Annotated in this window: 14 protein-coding genes; 1 reads left to right on the top strand and 13 read right to left on the bottom strand. The window is 58.1% G+C overall.

What is annotated here, in order from left to right:
- Nucleotides 1-22: 22 nt before the first annotated feature.
- The 3 genes from dnaG to B0B07_RS07340 all read right to left on the bottom strand — a co-directional run bounded on the left by dnaG (nucleotide 23) and on the right by B0B07_RS07340 (nucleotide 3,544).
- Entirely contained in the window at nucleotides 23-1,855 is a 1,833-nt protein-coding gene (dnaG, locus tag B0B07_RS07330; RefSeq protein WP_327078177.1) for a DNA primase, read from the bottom strand.
- A gap of 225 nt (nucleotides 1,856-2,080) precedes the next feature.
- On the bottom strand, nucleotides 2,081-2,893 hold the full coding sequence (locus B0B07_RS07335; protein WP_076757747.1) for a pyruvate, water dikinase regulatory protein: 813 nt from the start codon (nucleotides 2,891-2,893) through the stop codon (nucleotides 2,081-2,083).
- A gap of 12 nt (nucleotides 2,894-2,905) precedes the next feature.
- On the bottom strand, nucleotides 2,906-3,544 hold the full coding sequence (locus B0B07_RS07340; protein ID WP_076758392.1) for a transcriptional regulator CcpN: 639 nt from the start codon (nucleotides 3,542-3,544) through the stop codon (nucleotides 2,906-2,908).
- Nucleotides 3,545-3,927: 383 nt separating this feature from the next.
- On the opposite strand from B0B07_RS07340, the gene B0B07_RS07345 reads away from it, so the two are divergent.
- Nucleotides 3,928-5,307 carry a glycine--tRNA ligase gene (locus tag B0B07_RS07345; protein ID WP_076757748.1) on the top strand — a complete coding sequence of 460 codons (1,380 nt, stop codon included), beginning with the start codon at nucleotides 3,928-3,930 and terminating at the stop codon, nucleotides 5,305-5,307.
- Nucleotides 5,308-5,424: 117 nt separating this feature from the next.
- Here the strand turns inward: B0B07_RS07345 and recO are convergent, their stop codons facing one another.
- From recO to B0B07_RS07395, 10 genes are all read right to left on the bottom strand, one after another.
- On the bottom strand, nucleotides 5,425-6,249 hold the full coding sequence (recO, locus tag B0B07_RS07350; RefSeq protein ID WP_076757749.1) for a DNA repair protein RecO: 825 nt from the start codon (nucleotides 6,247-6,249) through the stop codon (nucleotides 5,425-5,427).
- A 60-nt stretch (nucleotides 6,250-6,309) separates the two neighbouring features.
- A complete protein-coding gene (gene era, locus B0B07_RS07355) occupies nucleotides 6,310-7,221 on the bottom strand; it encodes a GTPase Era (protein WP_076757750.1) in 912 nt (303 codons plus the stop codon).
- Nucleotides 7,208-7,615 carry a cytidine deaminase gene (locus B0B07_RS07360; protein ID WP_076757751.1) on the bottom strand — a complete coding sequence of 136 codons (408 nt, stop codon included), beginning with the start codon at nucleotides 7,613-7,615 and terminating at the stop codon, nucleotides 7,208-7,210. The genes era and B0B07_RS07360 overlap by 14 nt, the downstream gene beginning before the upstream one ends.
- Before the next feature lie 14 nt (nucleotides 7,616-7,629).
- Complete coding sequence (locus B0B07_RS07365) at nucleotides 7,630-7,995, bottom strand: diacylglycerol kinase family protein (protein WP_076758394.1); 366 nt, start codon at nucleotides 7,993-7,995, stop codon at nucleotides 7,630-7,632.
- The gene (gene ybeY, locus B0B07_RS07370) at nucleotides 7,982-8,473 is read right to left on the bottom strand and encodes an rRNA maturation RNase YbeY (protein WP_076757752.1); all 492 of its coding nucleotides are present in this window, start codon (nucleotides 8,471-8,473) and stop codon (nucleotides 7,982-7,984) included. The genes B0B07_RS07365 and ybeY overlap by 14 nt, the downstream gene beginning before the upstream one ends.
- 12 nt (nucleotides 8,474-8,485) lie before the next feature.
- Nucleotides 8,486-10,603 (bottom strand): HD family phosphohydrolase, encoded by a 2,118-nt coding sequence (locus B0B07_RS07375; protein WP_076757753.1) that lies wholly within the window; start codon nucleotides 10,601-10,603, stop codon nucleotides 8,486-8,488.
- Between the two features lie 272 nt (nucleotides 10,604-10,875).
- Nucleotides 10,876-11,784 carry a PhoH family protein gene (locus B0B07_RS07380; RefSeq protein ID WP_076758396.1) on the bottom strand — a complete coding sequence of 303 codons (909 nt, stop codon included), beginning with the start codon at nucleotides 11,782-11,784 and terminating at the stop codon, nucleotides 10,876-10,878.
- A 55-nt stretch (nucleotides 11,785-11,839) separates the two neighbouring features.
- Entirely contained in the window at nucleotides 11,840-12,967 is a 1,128-nt protein-coding gene (locus tag B0B07_RS07385) for a sporulation protein YqfD (RefSeq protein ID WP_076757754.1), read from the bottom strand.
- Complete coding sequence (locus B0B07_RS07390; protein WP_076757755.1) at nucleotides 12,957-13,202, bottom strand: hypothetical protein; 246 nt, start codon at nucleotides 13,200-13,202, stop codon at nucleotides 12,957-12,959. The genes B0B07_RS07385 and B0B07_RS07390 overlap by 11 nt, the downstream gene beginning before the upstream one ends.
- Before the next feature lie 50 nt (nucleotides 13,203-13,252).
- Nucleotides 13,253-13,759: a hypothetical protein gene (locus tag B0B07_RS07395; protein ID WP_076757756.1), complete on the bottom strand. Its 507-nt coding sequence runs from the start codon at nucleotides 13,757-13,759 to the stop codon at nucleotides 13,253-13,255.
- Nucleotides 13,760-13,775: the final 16 nt, after the last annotated feature.

The raw sequence follows: 13,775 nt of genomic DNA on the forward strand, positions 1-13,775 counted from the left end.
CTCCTCCTAGAAGCCGGCTCCCCTATACCGCTGAAAGGGATTTCTTCAACTCAATGATCTGCTTGGATAATTCAAGGGCGCGGAGATGGTCGTGCAGCTTCTCGGCTTCCCTGGACTGTTGCAGTTTTTCCCGGATTTCCATCTCAATCCGATATTTCCTGATATGACGGAGACAGTCCTGCACTTCTTCGCCGACATGCTCCTCCGACAGTTCGGACATCACGGTCTCCATGACAATCCGGCGTAAATCCGGATCTTGCAGCGTCTCTGCGAATCGATGTACATCCGGTTCGCCATATTCCTCATAAAATCCTGCAAGATTGACGTATATCGCTGTATATTCATCATGGAAGAAAGGATTCCCTTCTTCTGAATCCCGTATACCGGCGAACACGGCGCCATCCCGCAATAGATGCGACAATAATATGCGTTCCGCCCTGGAAACGGGCGTATTCCGGACTTTCGGACCCGGTTTCGGGCGCTGGTCCCCCTGCCTGTCCTGCCTGTCCTCATGCCGGGTGTCCGTCCTGACCTGCCTGGCCTCCGCTTTGCGGAACTGCGCGGTGAGCGCCTCGGCCGAAACACCGGTCTCCCTCGACAGCTGGTTCAGGTAGAGATCGCGCTCCACCGGCGTCGTGTTGCCGGCCAGTTCTGCCAGCACTTCATGTATATATTGAAGAATGTCATTTTCATTGTTCAGGTTCTTGCCTCTCTTGGCATACATCATGGCGAATGACAGAAGAGTATGCGGCTGTCCGATCACCTGCTCCCGGAACTGCCCGCCTCCGTATTTGCGGATGTAGTCATCAGGGTCCATGCCGTCAGGAATGACGGCGACCGTCGCATCCGTCCGCCCGGACTTGAACAGGCGCGAAAAGCGCCGTGCCGCTTCCCATCCGGCGTCGTCGCCGTCTGTACAGATGACGACCTGGCGGGTGATCCGTCCGAGCAGGGCAAGATGCTTGTCCGACAGGGCCGTCCCCATGATTGCCACGCCGGATTGTATGCCGGCCAAGTCTGCGGAAATGACATCCATGAATCCTTCGAACAATATTACATTACCCGATTTCCGGGCTGCAAGTCGGGCATTGTGATAATTGTATAGAATTTCTCCTTTATTGAAGATCGGTGTTTCGGGACTGTTCAGGTATTTCGGCTCATTGTCCGCCTTTTGGATGACCCTCCCCGAAAACCCGACGGTCCGGCCATTCGGGTCATGCAGCGGAAACATGATCCGGTTCCTGAACCGGTCAAACGGCTTGCCGCCATGCTCCGGCACGATGACCAGGCCGGCCTCCGCCATTTCTTCTTCCGAAAAGCCTTTCCTTGCGAGCAGCCGGGCGAGCGAATCACTGTTTCCCAGTGAGTAGCCGACGCCGAACCTCTCAATCGCCTCAGGCGTGAATCCCCTGCCTGTCAGATATTCGAGCGCTTCCTCCCCTTCTACCGTATTCAGCAGCAAATGCTGATAAAATTCAGCGGCAAATGTGTGGGCCTCCAGCAGCCTGCGGTGTTGGGGGGGCATGCTTTCCCGGCCTTGTTCCCCGGACTCGGGGACTTCGACCTCCACGCCGGTCCGGCTGCCCAGTTTCGCGACCGCCTCGGTGAACGGGACGTTCTCGACGTCCATGACGAACGTGATCGCATTCCCGCCCGCCCCGCAGCCAAAGCAGTGGAACATCTGCTTGTCTCCTGAAACGGAGAATGACGGCGAGTTCTCCTCGTGGAACGGGCAGAGCCCGAACCAGTTCCGTCCCCGCTTGGTCAGCTGGACATACTCGCCGATTAGACTGACGATGTCCGTAGCGGAACGGATCTCCTCGATCTTCTCTTCCGGAATCCGCTTCATCGACATCACCCACACTTTCTTGTCTTACTCTTGAATTCGAGATTCAAGGCTCAATTCCTTCATCATTCGACAAAAAAGTGCGCAGAAGGGAGTAGAACGCCCACTTTGCGCATTTTAATCACAATTACTGATTATAATCTTTCGTCTGCAAGATTGCCAGCATTATAGCCGGCCATTCGAAAAAGCCGGGCAGAGGATGCCGGCTCTGATCTTTTCTGGGTGCTGGGTCTGTCAGTTCTTGTTCTGGCGGATACCGAGAATGACGTTGGCCGTTTCTTCGACGGCCCGGTTCGTTACGTCGATCACATGGCATCCGATCCGGTCGGCCACTTTGTAGAAGTGATCGATCTCCTTCTTGATCCGTTCAATCCTCGCATAGTTCGCATCATCCTTCAAGCCGAGCGCCTTCAGCCTTTCCTTGCGGATCGTGTTCAGCTTCTCCGGGGAGATGACGAGCCCAAAGCATTTGTCCGGATTCACGTTGAACAGCTCCTCCGGCGGCTCCACTTCGGGGACGAGCGGAACGTTGGCGACCTTCAGCCGCTTGTGCGCGAGAAACTGCGAAAGCGGGGTCTTGGATGTCCGGGAAACCCCGATCAGCACGATGTCCGCAAGCAGAAGGCCCCGCGGATCCCGGCCGTCATCGTATTTCACGGCAAACTCGATCGCTTCGATCTTTTTGAAGTAATCCTCATCCAGGAGACGGACGCGGCCGGGTTCCTCCGACGGAGATTCGCCGAGCGTCTCCCCGATCACCCCGATGACGGGTCCGAGGAGGTCCACTGCCGGGATGCCGAGCCGCTCGCATTCCCTTTTGAGGTATTCGCGCATTTCCTGTTTCACGAGTGTATATAGAACGATGGCTCCCTGACCGGAGGCGATCACCGAAACCTCCCGCAGCTGCTCGACCGACTCCACGTGGGGAATCTTTTTCACCGCGGTTGATTCGAAATTCTGCCGGAACTGGCTGATCGCCGCCTTTGCCACGAGGTCGCCCGTTTCGCCGATCGAGTCGGAGACGATGAATATGTTCAAGTGGTTCATTCGGCACCTCTTTCAGAAATCGTGGTTCTCTGCCAGGGACAGAAATGCTTTTGTGATGTTCGTCTTTGTGAGCCTGCCGACAACGGCAAGCCCGCCGTCTGTGCTTTCCACCACCGGCAGTGCATCGATCTGCCGCTCGATGAGCAGTTTTGCCGCCTGCACGAGCGTCTCGTTTTTCTTGCAGTACGAGATGTTCGGCATGCGGGTCATGATCATATGGACAGGGATCTTCTCGAGCTCCGTCGTCCCGATCGCCGTCCGGAGAAGGTCTTTCCTCGACAGGATTCCCGACAGGAATGATTTCTCGTCCACGACGATCAGCGTCCCGACATCCTCGAGGAACATCTGCGTGATGGCATCATATACGGACAGCGACTCATGGACGACCACCGGGATCGACTGGAAATCCCTGACCTTCATGTTCATCATGTTCTCGGAAAGCTGCTGCTCTTTCTTTTTGCCCGAATAAAAATAACCGACACGGGGACGGGCATCCAGGAATCCGGCCATCGTCAGGATGGCGAGGTCGGGCCGGATCGTGGCGCGTGTGAGGCTCAGGCGTTCGGCGATCTGTTCGCCGGTGATGGGCCCTTCCGCTTTGACAATCTCCAATATTTCATCCTGGCGTTTATTGAGTTCCATTCGACTCACCACCCATCCGTCGGCAACCGGACCGCCCAACGACCGAAGGCCATTGCCGACCTCTTAGTTTATTATGTACCGGCCGGGCAGTGCACCCGGCATCTGTAGCCTCGTTCATTATATCCGATTCGGCCCCCGATTGCGAAACGATTGCCCGCATGCTACAATGTTGTCAAAGTCCATACGGCAACGACGGGACAATCAAGTAGTATCCGACGACAGCGAGCAGGGACGGTGAAAGCCTGCATGGATATGAAGCGGCACCCCCGAGCCGAACTTCTGAAAGAGGGCCTTTTCGGCCAATCGGGGTGGAACCGCGGGGCATTATGCACCCGTCCCCGGACGTCATGTCCGGGGACGGGTGCTTTTTAATTCACAAGGAGGAATCTGTCATGGCTCAAATGGAAACGATCGTCAATCTGGCAAAGCACCGGGGGTTCGTCTTCCCGGGATCCGACATCTACGGCGGGCTGGCCAACACATGGGACTACGGCCCGCTCGGCGTGGAACTGAAAAATAACATCAAAAAAGCATGGTGGAAGAAATTCGTGCAGGAGTCCCCGTATAACGTGGGGCTCGACGCCGCGATTCTCATGAACACACGGGTGTGGGAAGCTTCCGGCCATGTCGGCAACTTCAACGACCCGATGATCGACTGCAAGGCGTGCAAATCCCGCCACCGCGCGGACAAGCTGATCGAGAACAAGCTCGAGGAGGAAGGCATCGAAATGGTCGTCGACGGCATGCCGTTCGACAAAATGGAAGAGCTGATCCAGGAGCACCATGTCACGTGCCCCGACTGCGGCGCGCAGGATTTCACGCACATCCGCCAGTTCAACCTGATGTTCAAAACATCGCAGGGCGTGACGGATTCTTCTTCGAATGACATCTACCTACGTCCGGAAACCGCCCAGGGCATTTTCGTCAACTTCAAGAACGTCCAGCGCTCGATGCGCAAGAAGATGCCGTTCGGCATTGCACAGGTCGGCAAAAGCTTCCGGAACGAAATCACCCCCGGCAACTTTACGTTCCGCACCCGCGAGTTCGAGCAGATGGAGCTTGAATTCTTCTGCAAGCCGGGCGAAGACCTGAAGTGGTACGAGTATTGGCGGGACTTCAGCAAGAACTGGCTCGCGAACCTGAACATGTCCGACGGCAACATCCGCCTGCGTGAGCATGATCAGGAAGAGCTGTCCCACTACTCGAATGCCACGGTCGACATCGAATATAAATTCCCGTTCGGCTGGGGCGAACTGTGGGGCATCGCTGACCGGACCGATTTTGACCTGAAGCGCCACATGGAACATTCCGGCGAGGACTTCACCTACACCGACCCGCAGAGCGGAGAAAAGTTCGTTCCGTATTGCATCGAACCGTCCCTCGGCGCGGACCGCGTGACGCTCGCCTTCCTGTGCGATGCGTATGACGAAGAGGAAGTCGGCGAAAACGACAGCCGGACGGTGCTGCGCTTCCATCCGGCACTCGCACCGTTCAAGGCGGCCGTCCTCCCGCTTTCCAAGAAGCTCTCCGATGAGGCCGGCGAAGTCTGGGCCGAGCTCCGAAAGCATTTCGCCTGTGACTACGACGATTCCCAGTCGATCGGCAAGCGCTACCGCCGCCAGGACGAAATCGGCACGCCGTTCTGCATCACCTATGATTTCGACTCCAAGGAAGACGGCCAGGTCACTGTCCGCCACCGCGATTCGATGGAGCAGGTCCGCATGCCGATCGGCGAAGTGAAAGGATTCATCGAGCAGCACCTGGAATTCTGATCGATTCCTACGGATAAATATAGCCTGCCGTGCGATTGTGCACGGCAGGCTTTTTGGTGTCCTGTTTTTCCGGGTTGTCACCGGAAGTCATGACACGAAAAAACGCAGGGCGGGAGATCACTCCTCCCCGCCCTGCGGTTCCTGTTCGCTGCTTTCCGTTTCCGGTTCATCCTCTGCCGCGGGTGCGTCCCTCCTGAATTCGGGCATCCGGGAAAGCTGGTCCAGGAAAGCGGCAGACTTGAGCCGGATGCCGACCTGTTCATCGTAGATCGTGCGGACAAGCTTCCTCATGAATGCCTTGGTGGCGGGCTTCAGGGTCAGCTTGCCGACCTGCTCGATCGGTACCGTATAAAACGTCCGGATGAGCCGGACCTGCGCAGGACTGAGCCGGACCAGATGCCGGTCCAGTTCGAAGCAGCGGTGGCAGAGAAAGCCGTTCTCCCTGAACGAATAGGCGAATTCCCCTTCCGTCGCCCCGCAGTTCGCGCACTGATGAAGGACGGGATACACCCCGGCGACGGGGAGCATCTTCCATTCGACGAACAGGGTGATGGCTTCGGGGTCATACTCCTCGTTGATCGCATGAAAAGCCTGCAGGAGCAGCCCGAACTCCGCCGGTGCCGGACGGCCGTCCTCGACCAGCCTGTCCATCAGCTCCGCGATGTAGCTGGCATATGCCGCGGCCGTGATATCCTGGTGCAAAAATCGCATCGGTTCAAGCGGATCCCCGGACTGAAGCGTCCCCATCCCCCGGCCGGATCTGACCAGATAGAGGCCGTGTGTGAATGGCTGCGTGACGCCGGCCAGCCGGCTTGCGGGCTTTTTCGCCCCTCTGGCCATCGCCGAGATCTTGCCCGCCTCCCGGGTCAGCATCGTGACCACTTTATTGGATTCGCCGTAGGGGCCGGTCCGGAGGATGATTCCTTCCCATTTATTCAGCATGTTCTTCCCTCCCCCGCACTGCGGGATGTTGAAAAGCGCGGGCAAGCCGCCCGCGCCCCGTCAGTATTCGTCTTCCCTGAAACCGTACTCTCTAAGCTGGGACTGCCGGTTCCGCCAGTCTTTCTGCACTTTCACCCAAAGTTCGAGGTACACTTTGCTGCCGAGCAGCATCTCGATGTCTTTGCGGGCACGCGTGCCGATTTCCTTCAGGAGTGCGCCGCGCTTCCCGATGACGATTCCCTTCTGGGAGTCCCGTTCGACGATGATCGTCGCCTGGATGTCGACCGTTTCCTCGCCTTCGCGCTTTGCGATCCGCTCGATCACGACGGCAATCGAATGCGGAATCTCCTCGCGGGTGAGATGGAGCGCCTTTTCCCGGATCAGTTCGGAGATGATGAACCGTTCGGGATGGTCGGTCACCTGGTCGGCCGGATAATACTGCGGGCCTTCCGGCAGGTATGCCTTCACGACATCCAGCAGCCGGTCGACGTTGTTGCCTTGAAGTGCCGAGATCGGAACGACTTCAGCGAACGCCAGCAGGTCCTTGTACGACCCGATGATCTCGATCAGTTCATCCGGATGGACCAGGTCGATCTTGTTGATGACGAGGATGATCGGCGTCTTGCTTTCCGCAAGCATCTCGATGATGAACCGGTCCCCTTTGCCGATCCGCTCGTCCGCGTTCACCATGAACAGGACGGCATCGACTTCCTTGAGCGTGTTTTTCGCGACTTTCATCATGAAATCGCCCAGCTTGTGCTTTGGCTTGTGGACACCCGGCGTATCGATGAAGATCATCTGGCTGTCTCCGGTCGTCACGACACCCTGGACTTTGTTTCTCGTCGTCTGCGGCTTGTCGCTCATGATCGCGATTTTCTGGCCGACCACCCGGTTCAGGAAAGTCGACTTGCCGACATTCGGCCGGCCGATGATCGAAATGAAGCCCGAGCGGAATCCGTCATTTTGTCCCATGATGCATATCCTCCGATTTAAACGCCCCCGGGAGCAGTTCTGCTACGGTCGTTTCCTGGACATCCCCTTGCAGGTTTGTCAGGTAAACCGGCATGTCACCGGGGCAGAATTCTGAAATGACCTGCCGGCAGGCGCCGCACGGGGAGACGGGCCCGGGCGTGTCCGCCACGACCGCCAGCGCCTCAAATTCCGTGTCGCCTTCGGAGATCGCCTTGAAAAAGGCCGTCCGCTCCGCACAGTTTGTCATGCTGAATCCGGAGTTTTCGATGTTGCAGCCCTTGTAAACCTGCCCGTGCCTAGTCAGGAGCGCCGCTCCCACCGGAAACTTCGAGTACGGCACGTATGCCCGCTCGCGGGCCGTTTTTGCCTGTTCGATCAATTGATGTTTTTCCATGGCCGTTCCCACCTTCAATTAAATAGATTCCACCACTTCGGCAGAAAGATCATAAATCCGATGACGGCACTCGACGTTGCAAACACGAGCACCGCCGCGGCCGCCGCATCCTTTGCCTGCCCCGCCAGCGGATGCGGTTCGGGAGACGCCTTGTCGACGACCCGCTCCACTGCCGTGTTCACCAGTTCGAGGGAGAGCATCCCCGCGATCAGCAGGAGGATGATCATCCACTCGGCCTTCGAGAGGCCCGTCAGCCATCCGGCGAACAGCACTGCTGCGCCCGACAGGAGATGGAACCGGAAGTTCTGTTCGGCACGGACCGTCTGCACGAATCCCTTGCCCGCATACCGGAATGAACGGAACAGCTTACGGACGTCCATCCTGTCCACGTCCCAGTCCGAACGAATCCAGAATGGCGTCCTGCCTTCCGAACATCTTGCGTTCGTCCGCTTCCGTCATGTGGTCATAGCCCAGCAGATGGAGGAAGCCGTGCAGGGCGAGGAAGCCGAGCTCCCGTTCGCGCGAATGGCCGTATTCTTCCGCCTGGCGCTCGGCCGTTTCCGCGGAGATGATGATATCGCCAAGCATTCTCGGCATTCCCTCGGGCTCCGCCACAGGCTCTTCGCCCTCGACCGTCTCTTCCATTGCAAACGAAATGACATCGGTCGGCCGGTCCTTGTCCCGGTAGTCCCGGTTCACTTCCCGGATCGCCTCGTCATCCACGAATGAGACCGACAGTTCGGCCTCCCCGTGAATCTCCTCTATCTCGGCCGCATGGCGGAGAAGACCGCGGATCAGCTCTTCGTCCTGCTGGCGGAGACTTCCCGTTTCGTCCATCAAATCAATCATGAGCGCCATTTTGTTCACCTCTTATTCCGGATACTCGATCCGGTTATGGAATATTCCGTTCAGTGTCGTACAGATGACATCCCCGACCTTCTTCAATTCCTTGAAGCTCAGGTCACATTCATCAAACTGTCCGTCATTCATTTTATCGCGGATGATCGTCCAGACAAGTTTTTCGATCTTTTCGGGCGTCGGGTTCTTCATCGACCGAACAGCCGCCTCGCAGCTGTCCGCAATCGAAATGACGGCGATTTCCCTCGTCTGCGGCTTCGGTCCCGGGTACCGGTAATGCTGTTCCGGGACATCCGGGTCCGTCTCTTTCGCCTTTACGAGGAAAAACTTCAGGAGGCTCGTCCCGTGGTGCTGCCTGGCGATGTCCACCAATTCTTCGGGCATTTTCTGCGCGCTCAGGATCGAGGCGCCGTCCGACGCGTGGGCGATGATGATGTCCCGGCTCTTGTCCGGCGGAAGCGCGTCATGCGGATTGACCCCGTTCATCTGGTTCTCAATGAAGAACGCGGGCCGGACCGTTTTCCCGATATCGTGATAATAGCTGCCGACCCGCGCGAGGAGGCCGTTCGCCCCGATGGCCTCGCAGGCTGCATCCGACAGGTTCGCCACCATCACGCTATGGTGATAGGTGCCCGGCGTTTCGGTCAGGATTTTTTTGAGCAGCGGGTGGTTCGGGTTGGACAGTTCCACAAGACGCATATCGGAAAGGATCCCGAACAGGGACTCGAAGAACGGCATCGTCCCGATCGTGAGCGCCCCGGAAAGTAGCCCCGACACGAGGGCCGCCGCCATGTAAATCGTCAGTTCGGTCACATCGAACTGGGAGCGGAGCATGAGCATGTGGAACAGGATATAGATGGCGTTGACGACCGACACGCCGAGGCTGGTCGCCAGGATGCTCGATCGCCTGCCGTCTTCCTGGATGAGATAATAGCCCGCGAGTCCGCCGAATAACATATAGAGGGCAAACTCCATGTTGATGACGGAGGAATAGCCTTCATGCAGGACAAGCCCGCCGGTGACGGCGATGAGGACGGTCATGATCAACGCAAGTTTCCGGTCCGCCAGCAATCGGAGCAGCAGAGGGACGAGAGCGGTCGGGAACGCATAGGCGACCGTCATGTCAAAATCCTTCTCCAGTCCGGCAAGGATCCTCATTGCGGTCAGGATGAGGAAATAGATGACGAGGACGATGGCGAGCCATTTCTTCTTCACCCGGTCCGGGTCATCGATCCTCTTGAAATGCCTGTAAATGAACCAGAACGTCAGGCCGGTGAACAAAGCGAGTCCAGCGGCGGGACGGGAAGATGATTTCTCGTTGAGCAGGCCGGCAAGCTCGAGCTGCCGGTATACTTCACGGTCGATGATCTGCCCTTCCTGCACGATGACCTGTCCCTGAAGGATCCGCGTCGGCTCAACGGATGCCTTTGCCTGGCCGATCCGTTCCTCCGTCTTGCTTTCGTCCGGTCTGTCGTTGGCGATGATGCTCTCCCGTCCGATGGCGGTCGCCGTGTCCCGGAGCGTTTCGGCAACCGCGGCCCTGGCGATCATCCGTTCCGTCTCCGCCTTGGCCTCGGTCAGCTCCCCTTCCCGGACCGGCTGTTCCATCACCCGGCCGACAATGTTGGAAACGGAATCCCTTGCTGATTCCAGTTCCTCTTTATCGGCCGTGATCAGGCTCTTGAGCATGCCGTCATCCAGGCTGAACGATCCTTCCGTATCTTCCAGGTGGGACAGCTTGTCCTTCAGGAGATCGAGCTGCTTGGCCGAAGCGCCCGATGCAGTGTCCTTGTCATCCGGCTTCCCTTCTCCTTTTGCCTCGATGGCAAAATCAAAGATGGAACGCACAAGCGCAGAGCGGTTCTTTGCCGCCTCTTCGTCGAAATCATAGACCGGTGTGATCTCCGAGGCGGCCCGTTCCCGCTCCTCCTCCGTCTTGACGGGATCTTCCACCGTCTTCGGGGCACGGATCGTCTCGTTGGCCAGCTGGAAAAGCCGGATGTCATAGGTTTCGTCCTTCACGCTGCCAAGCATGACGACAAACGCCAGAACCGCCGCCAATGAAAGACCGGCTGCAGAAAGACCTGCAAATGAAAAGCGGTCGAGCAGGCGCCTCAGGCTCTGAAGCATGGATATCCCCCCTTTTGCGGCATGCGGGTCTCTCTCTCTGCCCCTTTGACATACCGTTTAACGCAAAAATCGCTGAAACAAAAAGAAGCAGAGGGCAGGATCGCATCCGGACTCTGAAGATGCACCGGCTCGGTGCCCCGCTGTCCCAGTCAGCCCGGACAGCCGTCGCTCCGGCTGCCGGCCTGCCATGACAGTGTCAGGGTCTTCCCGACCGGTTGATCTGCAGATGCCATGCACCCTGCCCTCTGCGGCAATCATGAACGACTGTTCAGTTAACGGTCCGACGCTTTCTCGTACGCCTCGATGATTCGGGCGACAAGCGGATGGCGGACAACGTCTCCCTGTTCGAACTCCTGAAAATGGATCCCCTGGACCCCGGCAAGTATCTTCTCCGCGACCATGAGGCCCGATTCCGTGCCTCGCGGCAGATCGATCTGGGTCTTGTCACCGGTCACGACCATCTTTGAGCCGAATCCGAGCCGCGTCAGGAACATCTTCATCTGGGCCTTTGTCGTGTTCTGTGCCTCATCCAGGATGACGAACGCATCGTCGAGCGTGCGTCCGCGCATGTACGCGAGCGGTGCGATCTCGATCGTCCCCCGCTCCATCAGGCGCTCGGTCTGCTCGGATCCGAGCACATCGTACAGCGCATCGTAGAGCGGACGCAGATAAGGGTCGACCTTCTCTTTGAGGTCCCCGGGCAGAAAGCCGAGGTTTTCCCCGGCTTCCACGGCCGGCCTCGTGAGGATGATCCGCTTGACCTGCCCGTTTTTCATCGCCTGTACGGCCATGACCACAGCCAGATACGTCTTTCCCGTCCCCGCCGGCCCGATTGCGAACACCATGTCCTGGCCGCGGATGGCATGGATATACTCCCGCTGGCCGATCGTCTTGGCCCGGATCGCCTTGCCTTTCGTGTTGCGGGCAATTTCTTCGTCATATAGTTCCGCAAAATATTCAATTGTCCCGTTCTTCGTCATTTCCAGCGCAGTGGAAACGTCCCGCAGTCCGATATTGATCCCTTTTCGGATCACCTTCAGCAGCTGGCCGAGCATTTCTCTCGCTGTCCCGGACGCTTCCGCGTCCCCCTGGACCGTGATGACGCCTCCGCGGGTGAGGATCCGGACGCCGAGCTCCGCCTCCAGCAGCTTCATGTTTTGGTCGGAAATGCCGAGCAGCATGACCGCTTCATTCGGGTCCTCCACATGCAGTTGTACCGTGTTGTCTTCCAAATGATCAGTCTCCTTGGGCTACCTGTTTTCTTACGGCAATATTTTCATTTATGAGAAATAATATGGTCCCCTCTACTTTATCATTATCATAATCCACACGCAAAATTTTTTCATCTTTTACCTTTGCGCCGGGTGTCAGCGAGCGGCGAAGTTTTTCCCTCAGGATCCCGAGGATCAGTTCTTCCCCGTTCTCTTCCTCCAGTTGGAAAGACCGCTGGCGGACGGCCGATGTCTCGCCGATGGACAGCATGCCGGACAGGGGCCGGGGGAGCCGGAGCTGCCGCCAGTTTCCGTCGGCGGATTTCTCTCTGCTCTCCCCTAGGGCGATCTTGAATTCGCGGCCGTTGAGCTGCGAGTATCGGACACGTGCCGGAATCGAGAAGTGCATCTCCTGGAAGTAGTCGCCGTATACCTTGCCTTCGGCGCCGGTCATGACAGACTTGTCCCCCTGTGTGACGATGCCTGATGCCAGTATGTCCCCTTTTTCCACTGTTGTATTCGGCAGGACGTTCCGGACGCCGCTCGTCAATTCAAATCTCGTGACAACCGCACGCCGGGAGGCTGCCAGATGGGCAGGCGCTTCTTTTTGGCCCGAACCGGTCCCGGCTTTCGGCGCCTCGATGGCATGGACGGTCAGCCTGCCGCCCCTCAGCTCCACCCGCACCCATGCCAGGCCGGGGTCCGCGGACATGAGCGCGTTCCGGATCTTCCCCTCATCCGGCACCTGCCCCATCCTCATCGGGGCGGTCATGCCCTGCTTGCCCAGCCACTCACTGATCCGCTCCTCCCTCTCCGGCACGCCGCCGGCGACATCCACCGTCCAGATGAACATGGAGAGAATGAGCGGCGGCAGGAGGAACAGCACAAACCCCGAGAGGCTCTGCCAAGACAGGAACCGCTCCATGTGCCCTGATTCGCCGAAAAGGCGGAGCCGGACCCGGTGCCTTCTCCTGAGTTTCCGGAGTGCGGGCATGTCCGCCTTCCTGGCGGAGAAGAGGAGCACTTCCTCCTCCCGCCGGACATTCCGGACACCGATCCCCCTGGCCGCCGCATCGGACAGGAAGGCGTCCGCGTGATCTCCCCTGACCTCGACGAGGATCCTGCCCGGCCGTCTCAGCACGTCAGTCCGCATGGTCTCTCGTCCGGATCAATGTGAGCCGGTCAAGCCGGCCGAACGTGATGAGGGCGGCTTCCTCCCCGATTTCATCGACCACCACCTCTTCGCCTTCAAGCGACAGGGCATAGGGTGCAATCCGTATATTCACCAATCTCGACCCGATCTTTTCCACCTTGAAAACACCGTTGAGACGGAGCGTCCGGTGGTCTTCAATTTCCAGGAACGGGACCATTTTTAAAAATCTGCGCATAGAAAAACCCCCTTGGCCTTCATTTTATGAAAGCCGAGGGGGTTGCATGATTATTTGCGCCGCGCTTTTGGCGGTCCGAGAATCTCCGAGAAGATGACGCCGCGGACGAGGTCGTCCCTCGTCTCCGGAAGAAGCCGGGAAGACCCGATTTCCCCGAGTGTGATCGGATCATCGATGGGCCGGTCTGCCGTCAGGTCATCTGCATGGACCGCACTCCTTCGCTGGGAAGGCTCGCGCCCTTTCTTCCTCTGGGGCTCGGCCGTCTTCGGAAGCTGCGGCTTTTCCGTCCGTTTCTTCTGCTCCGTCTCTGTTTTCCGCTCTTCCCGCGGATCTTCACGGAACTCCTTCATTTCCTTCTTGACTTCCTGCTGAAGATCTTCGTACAGCTGGCGGGTCAGTTCCCTGAGCCCGCCGGCGGGCTGTTCGGGTTTACGCGCCGGTTTGGGAACCGGCTTGGTCTGGACCGGGCCGGGCTTGCCGGGCGCTTTCTTTTTGTCATTCCCCTTCATCAGGGAACCCACGATGAGGGAAATGATCAGAAGGATGATTGGTTCCATGGCCTCATCCCCTTTC

Origin of the sequence: Edaphobacillus lindanitolerans (assembly GCF_900156305.1) — a bacterium.
In the GTDB taxonomy this organism is placed as follows: domain Bacteria; phylum Bacillota; class Bacilli; order Bacillales_A; family Planococcaceae; genus Bhargavaea; species Bhargavaea lindanitolerans.

Bases quoted from the DNA above. Each gene is read 5' to 3' on its own strand.
- dnaG (WP_327078177.1), bottom strand. From the start codon at position 1,855: ATGTCGATGAAGCGGATTCCGGAAGAGAAGATCGAGGAGATCCGTTCC.
- B0B07_RS07335 (WP_076757747.1), bottom strand. From the start codon at position 2,893: ATGAACCACTTGAACATATTCATCGTCTCCGACTCGATCGGCGAAACG.
- B0B07_RS07345 (WP_076757748.1), top strand. From the start codon at position 3,928: ATGGCTCAAATGGAAACGATCGTCAATCTGGCAAAGCACCGGGGGTTC.
- recO (WP_076757749.1), bottom strand. From the start codon at position 6,249: ATGCTGAATAAATGGGAAGGAATCATCCTCCGGACCGGCCCCTACGGC.
- era (WP_076757750.1), bottom strand. From the start codon at position 7,221: ATGGGACAAAATGACGGATTCCGCTCGGGCTTCATTTCGATCATCGGC.
- B0B07_RS07360 (WP_076757751.1), bottom strand. From the start codon at position 7,615: ATGGAAAAACATCAATTGATCGAACAGGCAAAAACGGCCCGCGAGCGG.
- B0B07_RS07365 (WP_076758394.1), bottom strand. From the start codon at position 7,995: ATGGACGTCCGTAAGCTGTTCCGTTCATTCCGGTATGCGGGCAAGGGA.
- ybeY (WP_076757752.1), bottom strand. From the start codon at position 8,473: ATGGCGCTCATGATTGATTTGATGGACGAAACGGGAAGTCTCCGCCAG.
- B0B07_RS07375 (WP_076757753.1), bottom strand. From the start codon at position 10,603: ATGCTTCAGAGCCTGAGGCGCCTGCTCGACCGCTTTTCATTTGCAGGT.
- B0B07_RS07380 (WP_076758396.1), bottom strand. From the start codon at position 11,784: ATGCTGCTCGGCATTTCCGACCAAAACATGAAGCTGCTGGAGGCGGAG.
- B0B07_RS07385 (WP_076757754.1), bottom strand. From the start codon at position 12,967: ATGCGGACTGACGTGCTGAGACGGCCGGGCAGGATCCTCGTCGAGGTC.
- B0B07_RS07390 (WP_076757755.1), bottom strand. From the start codon at position 13,202: ATGCGCAGATTTTTAAAAATGGTCCCGTTCCTGGAAATTGAAGACCAC.
- B0B07_RS07395 (WP_076757756.1), bottom strand. From the start codon at position 13,759: ATGGAACCAATCATCCTTCTGATCATTTCCCTCATCGTGGGTTCCCTG.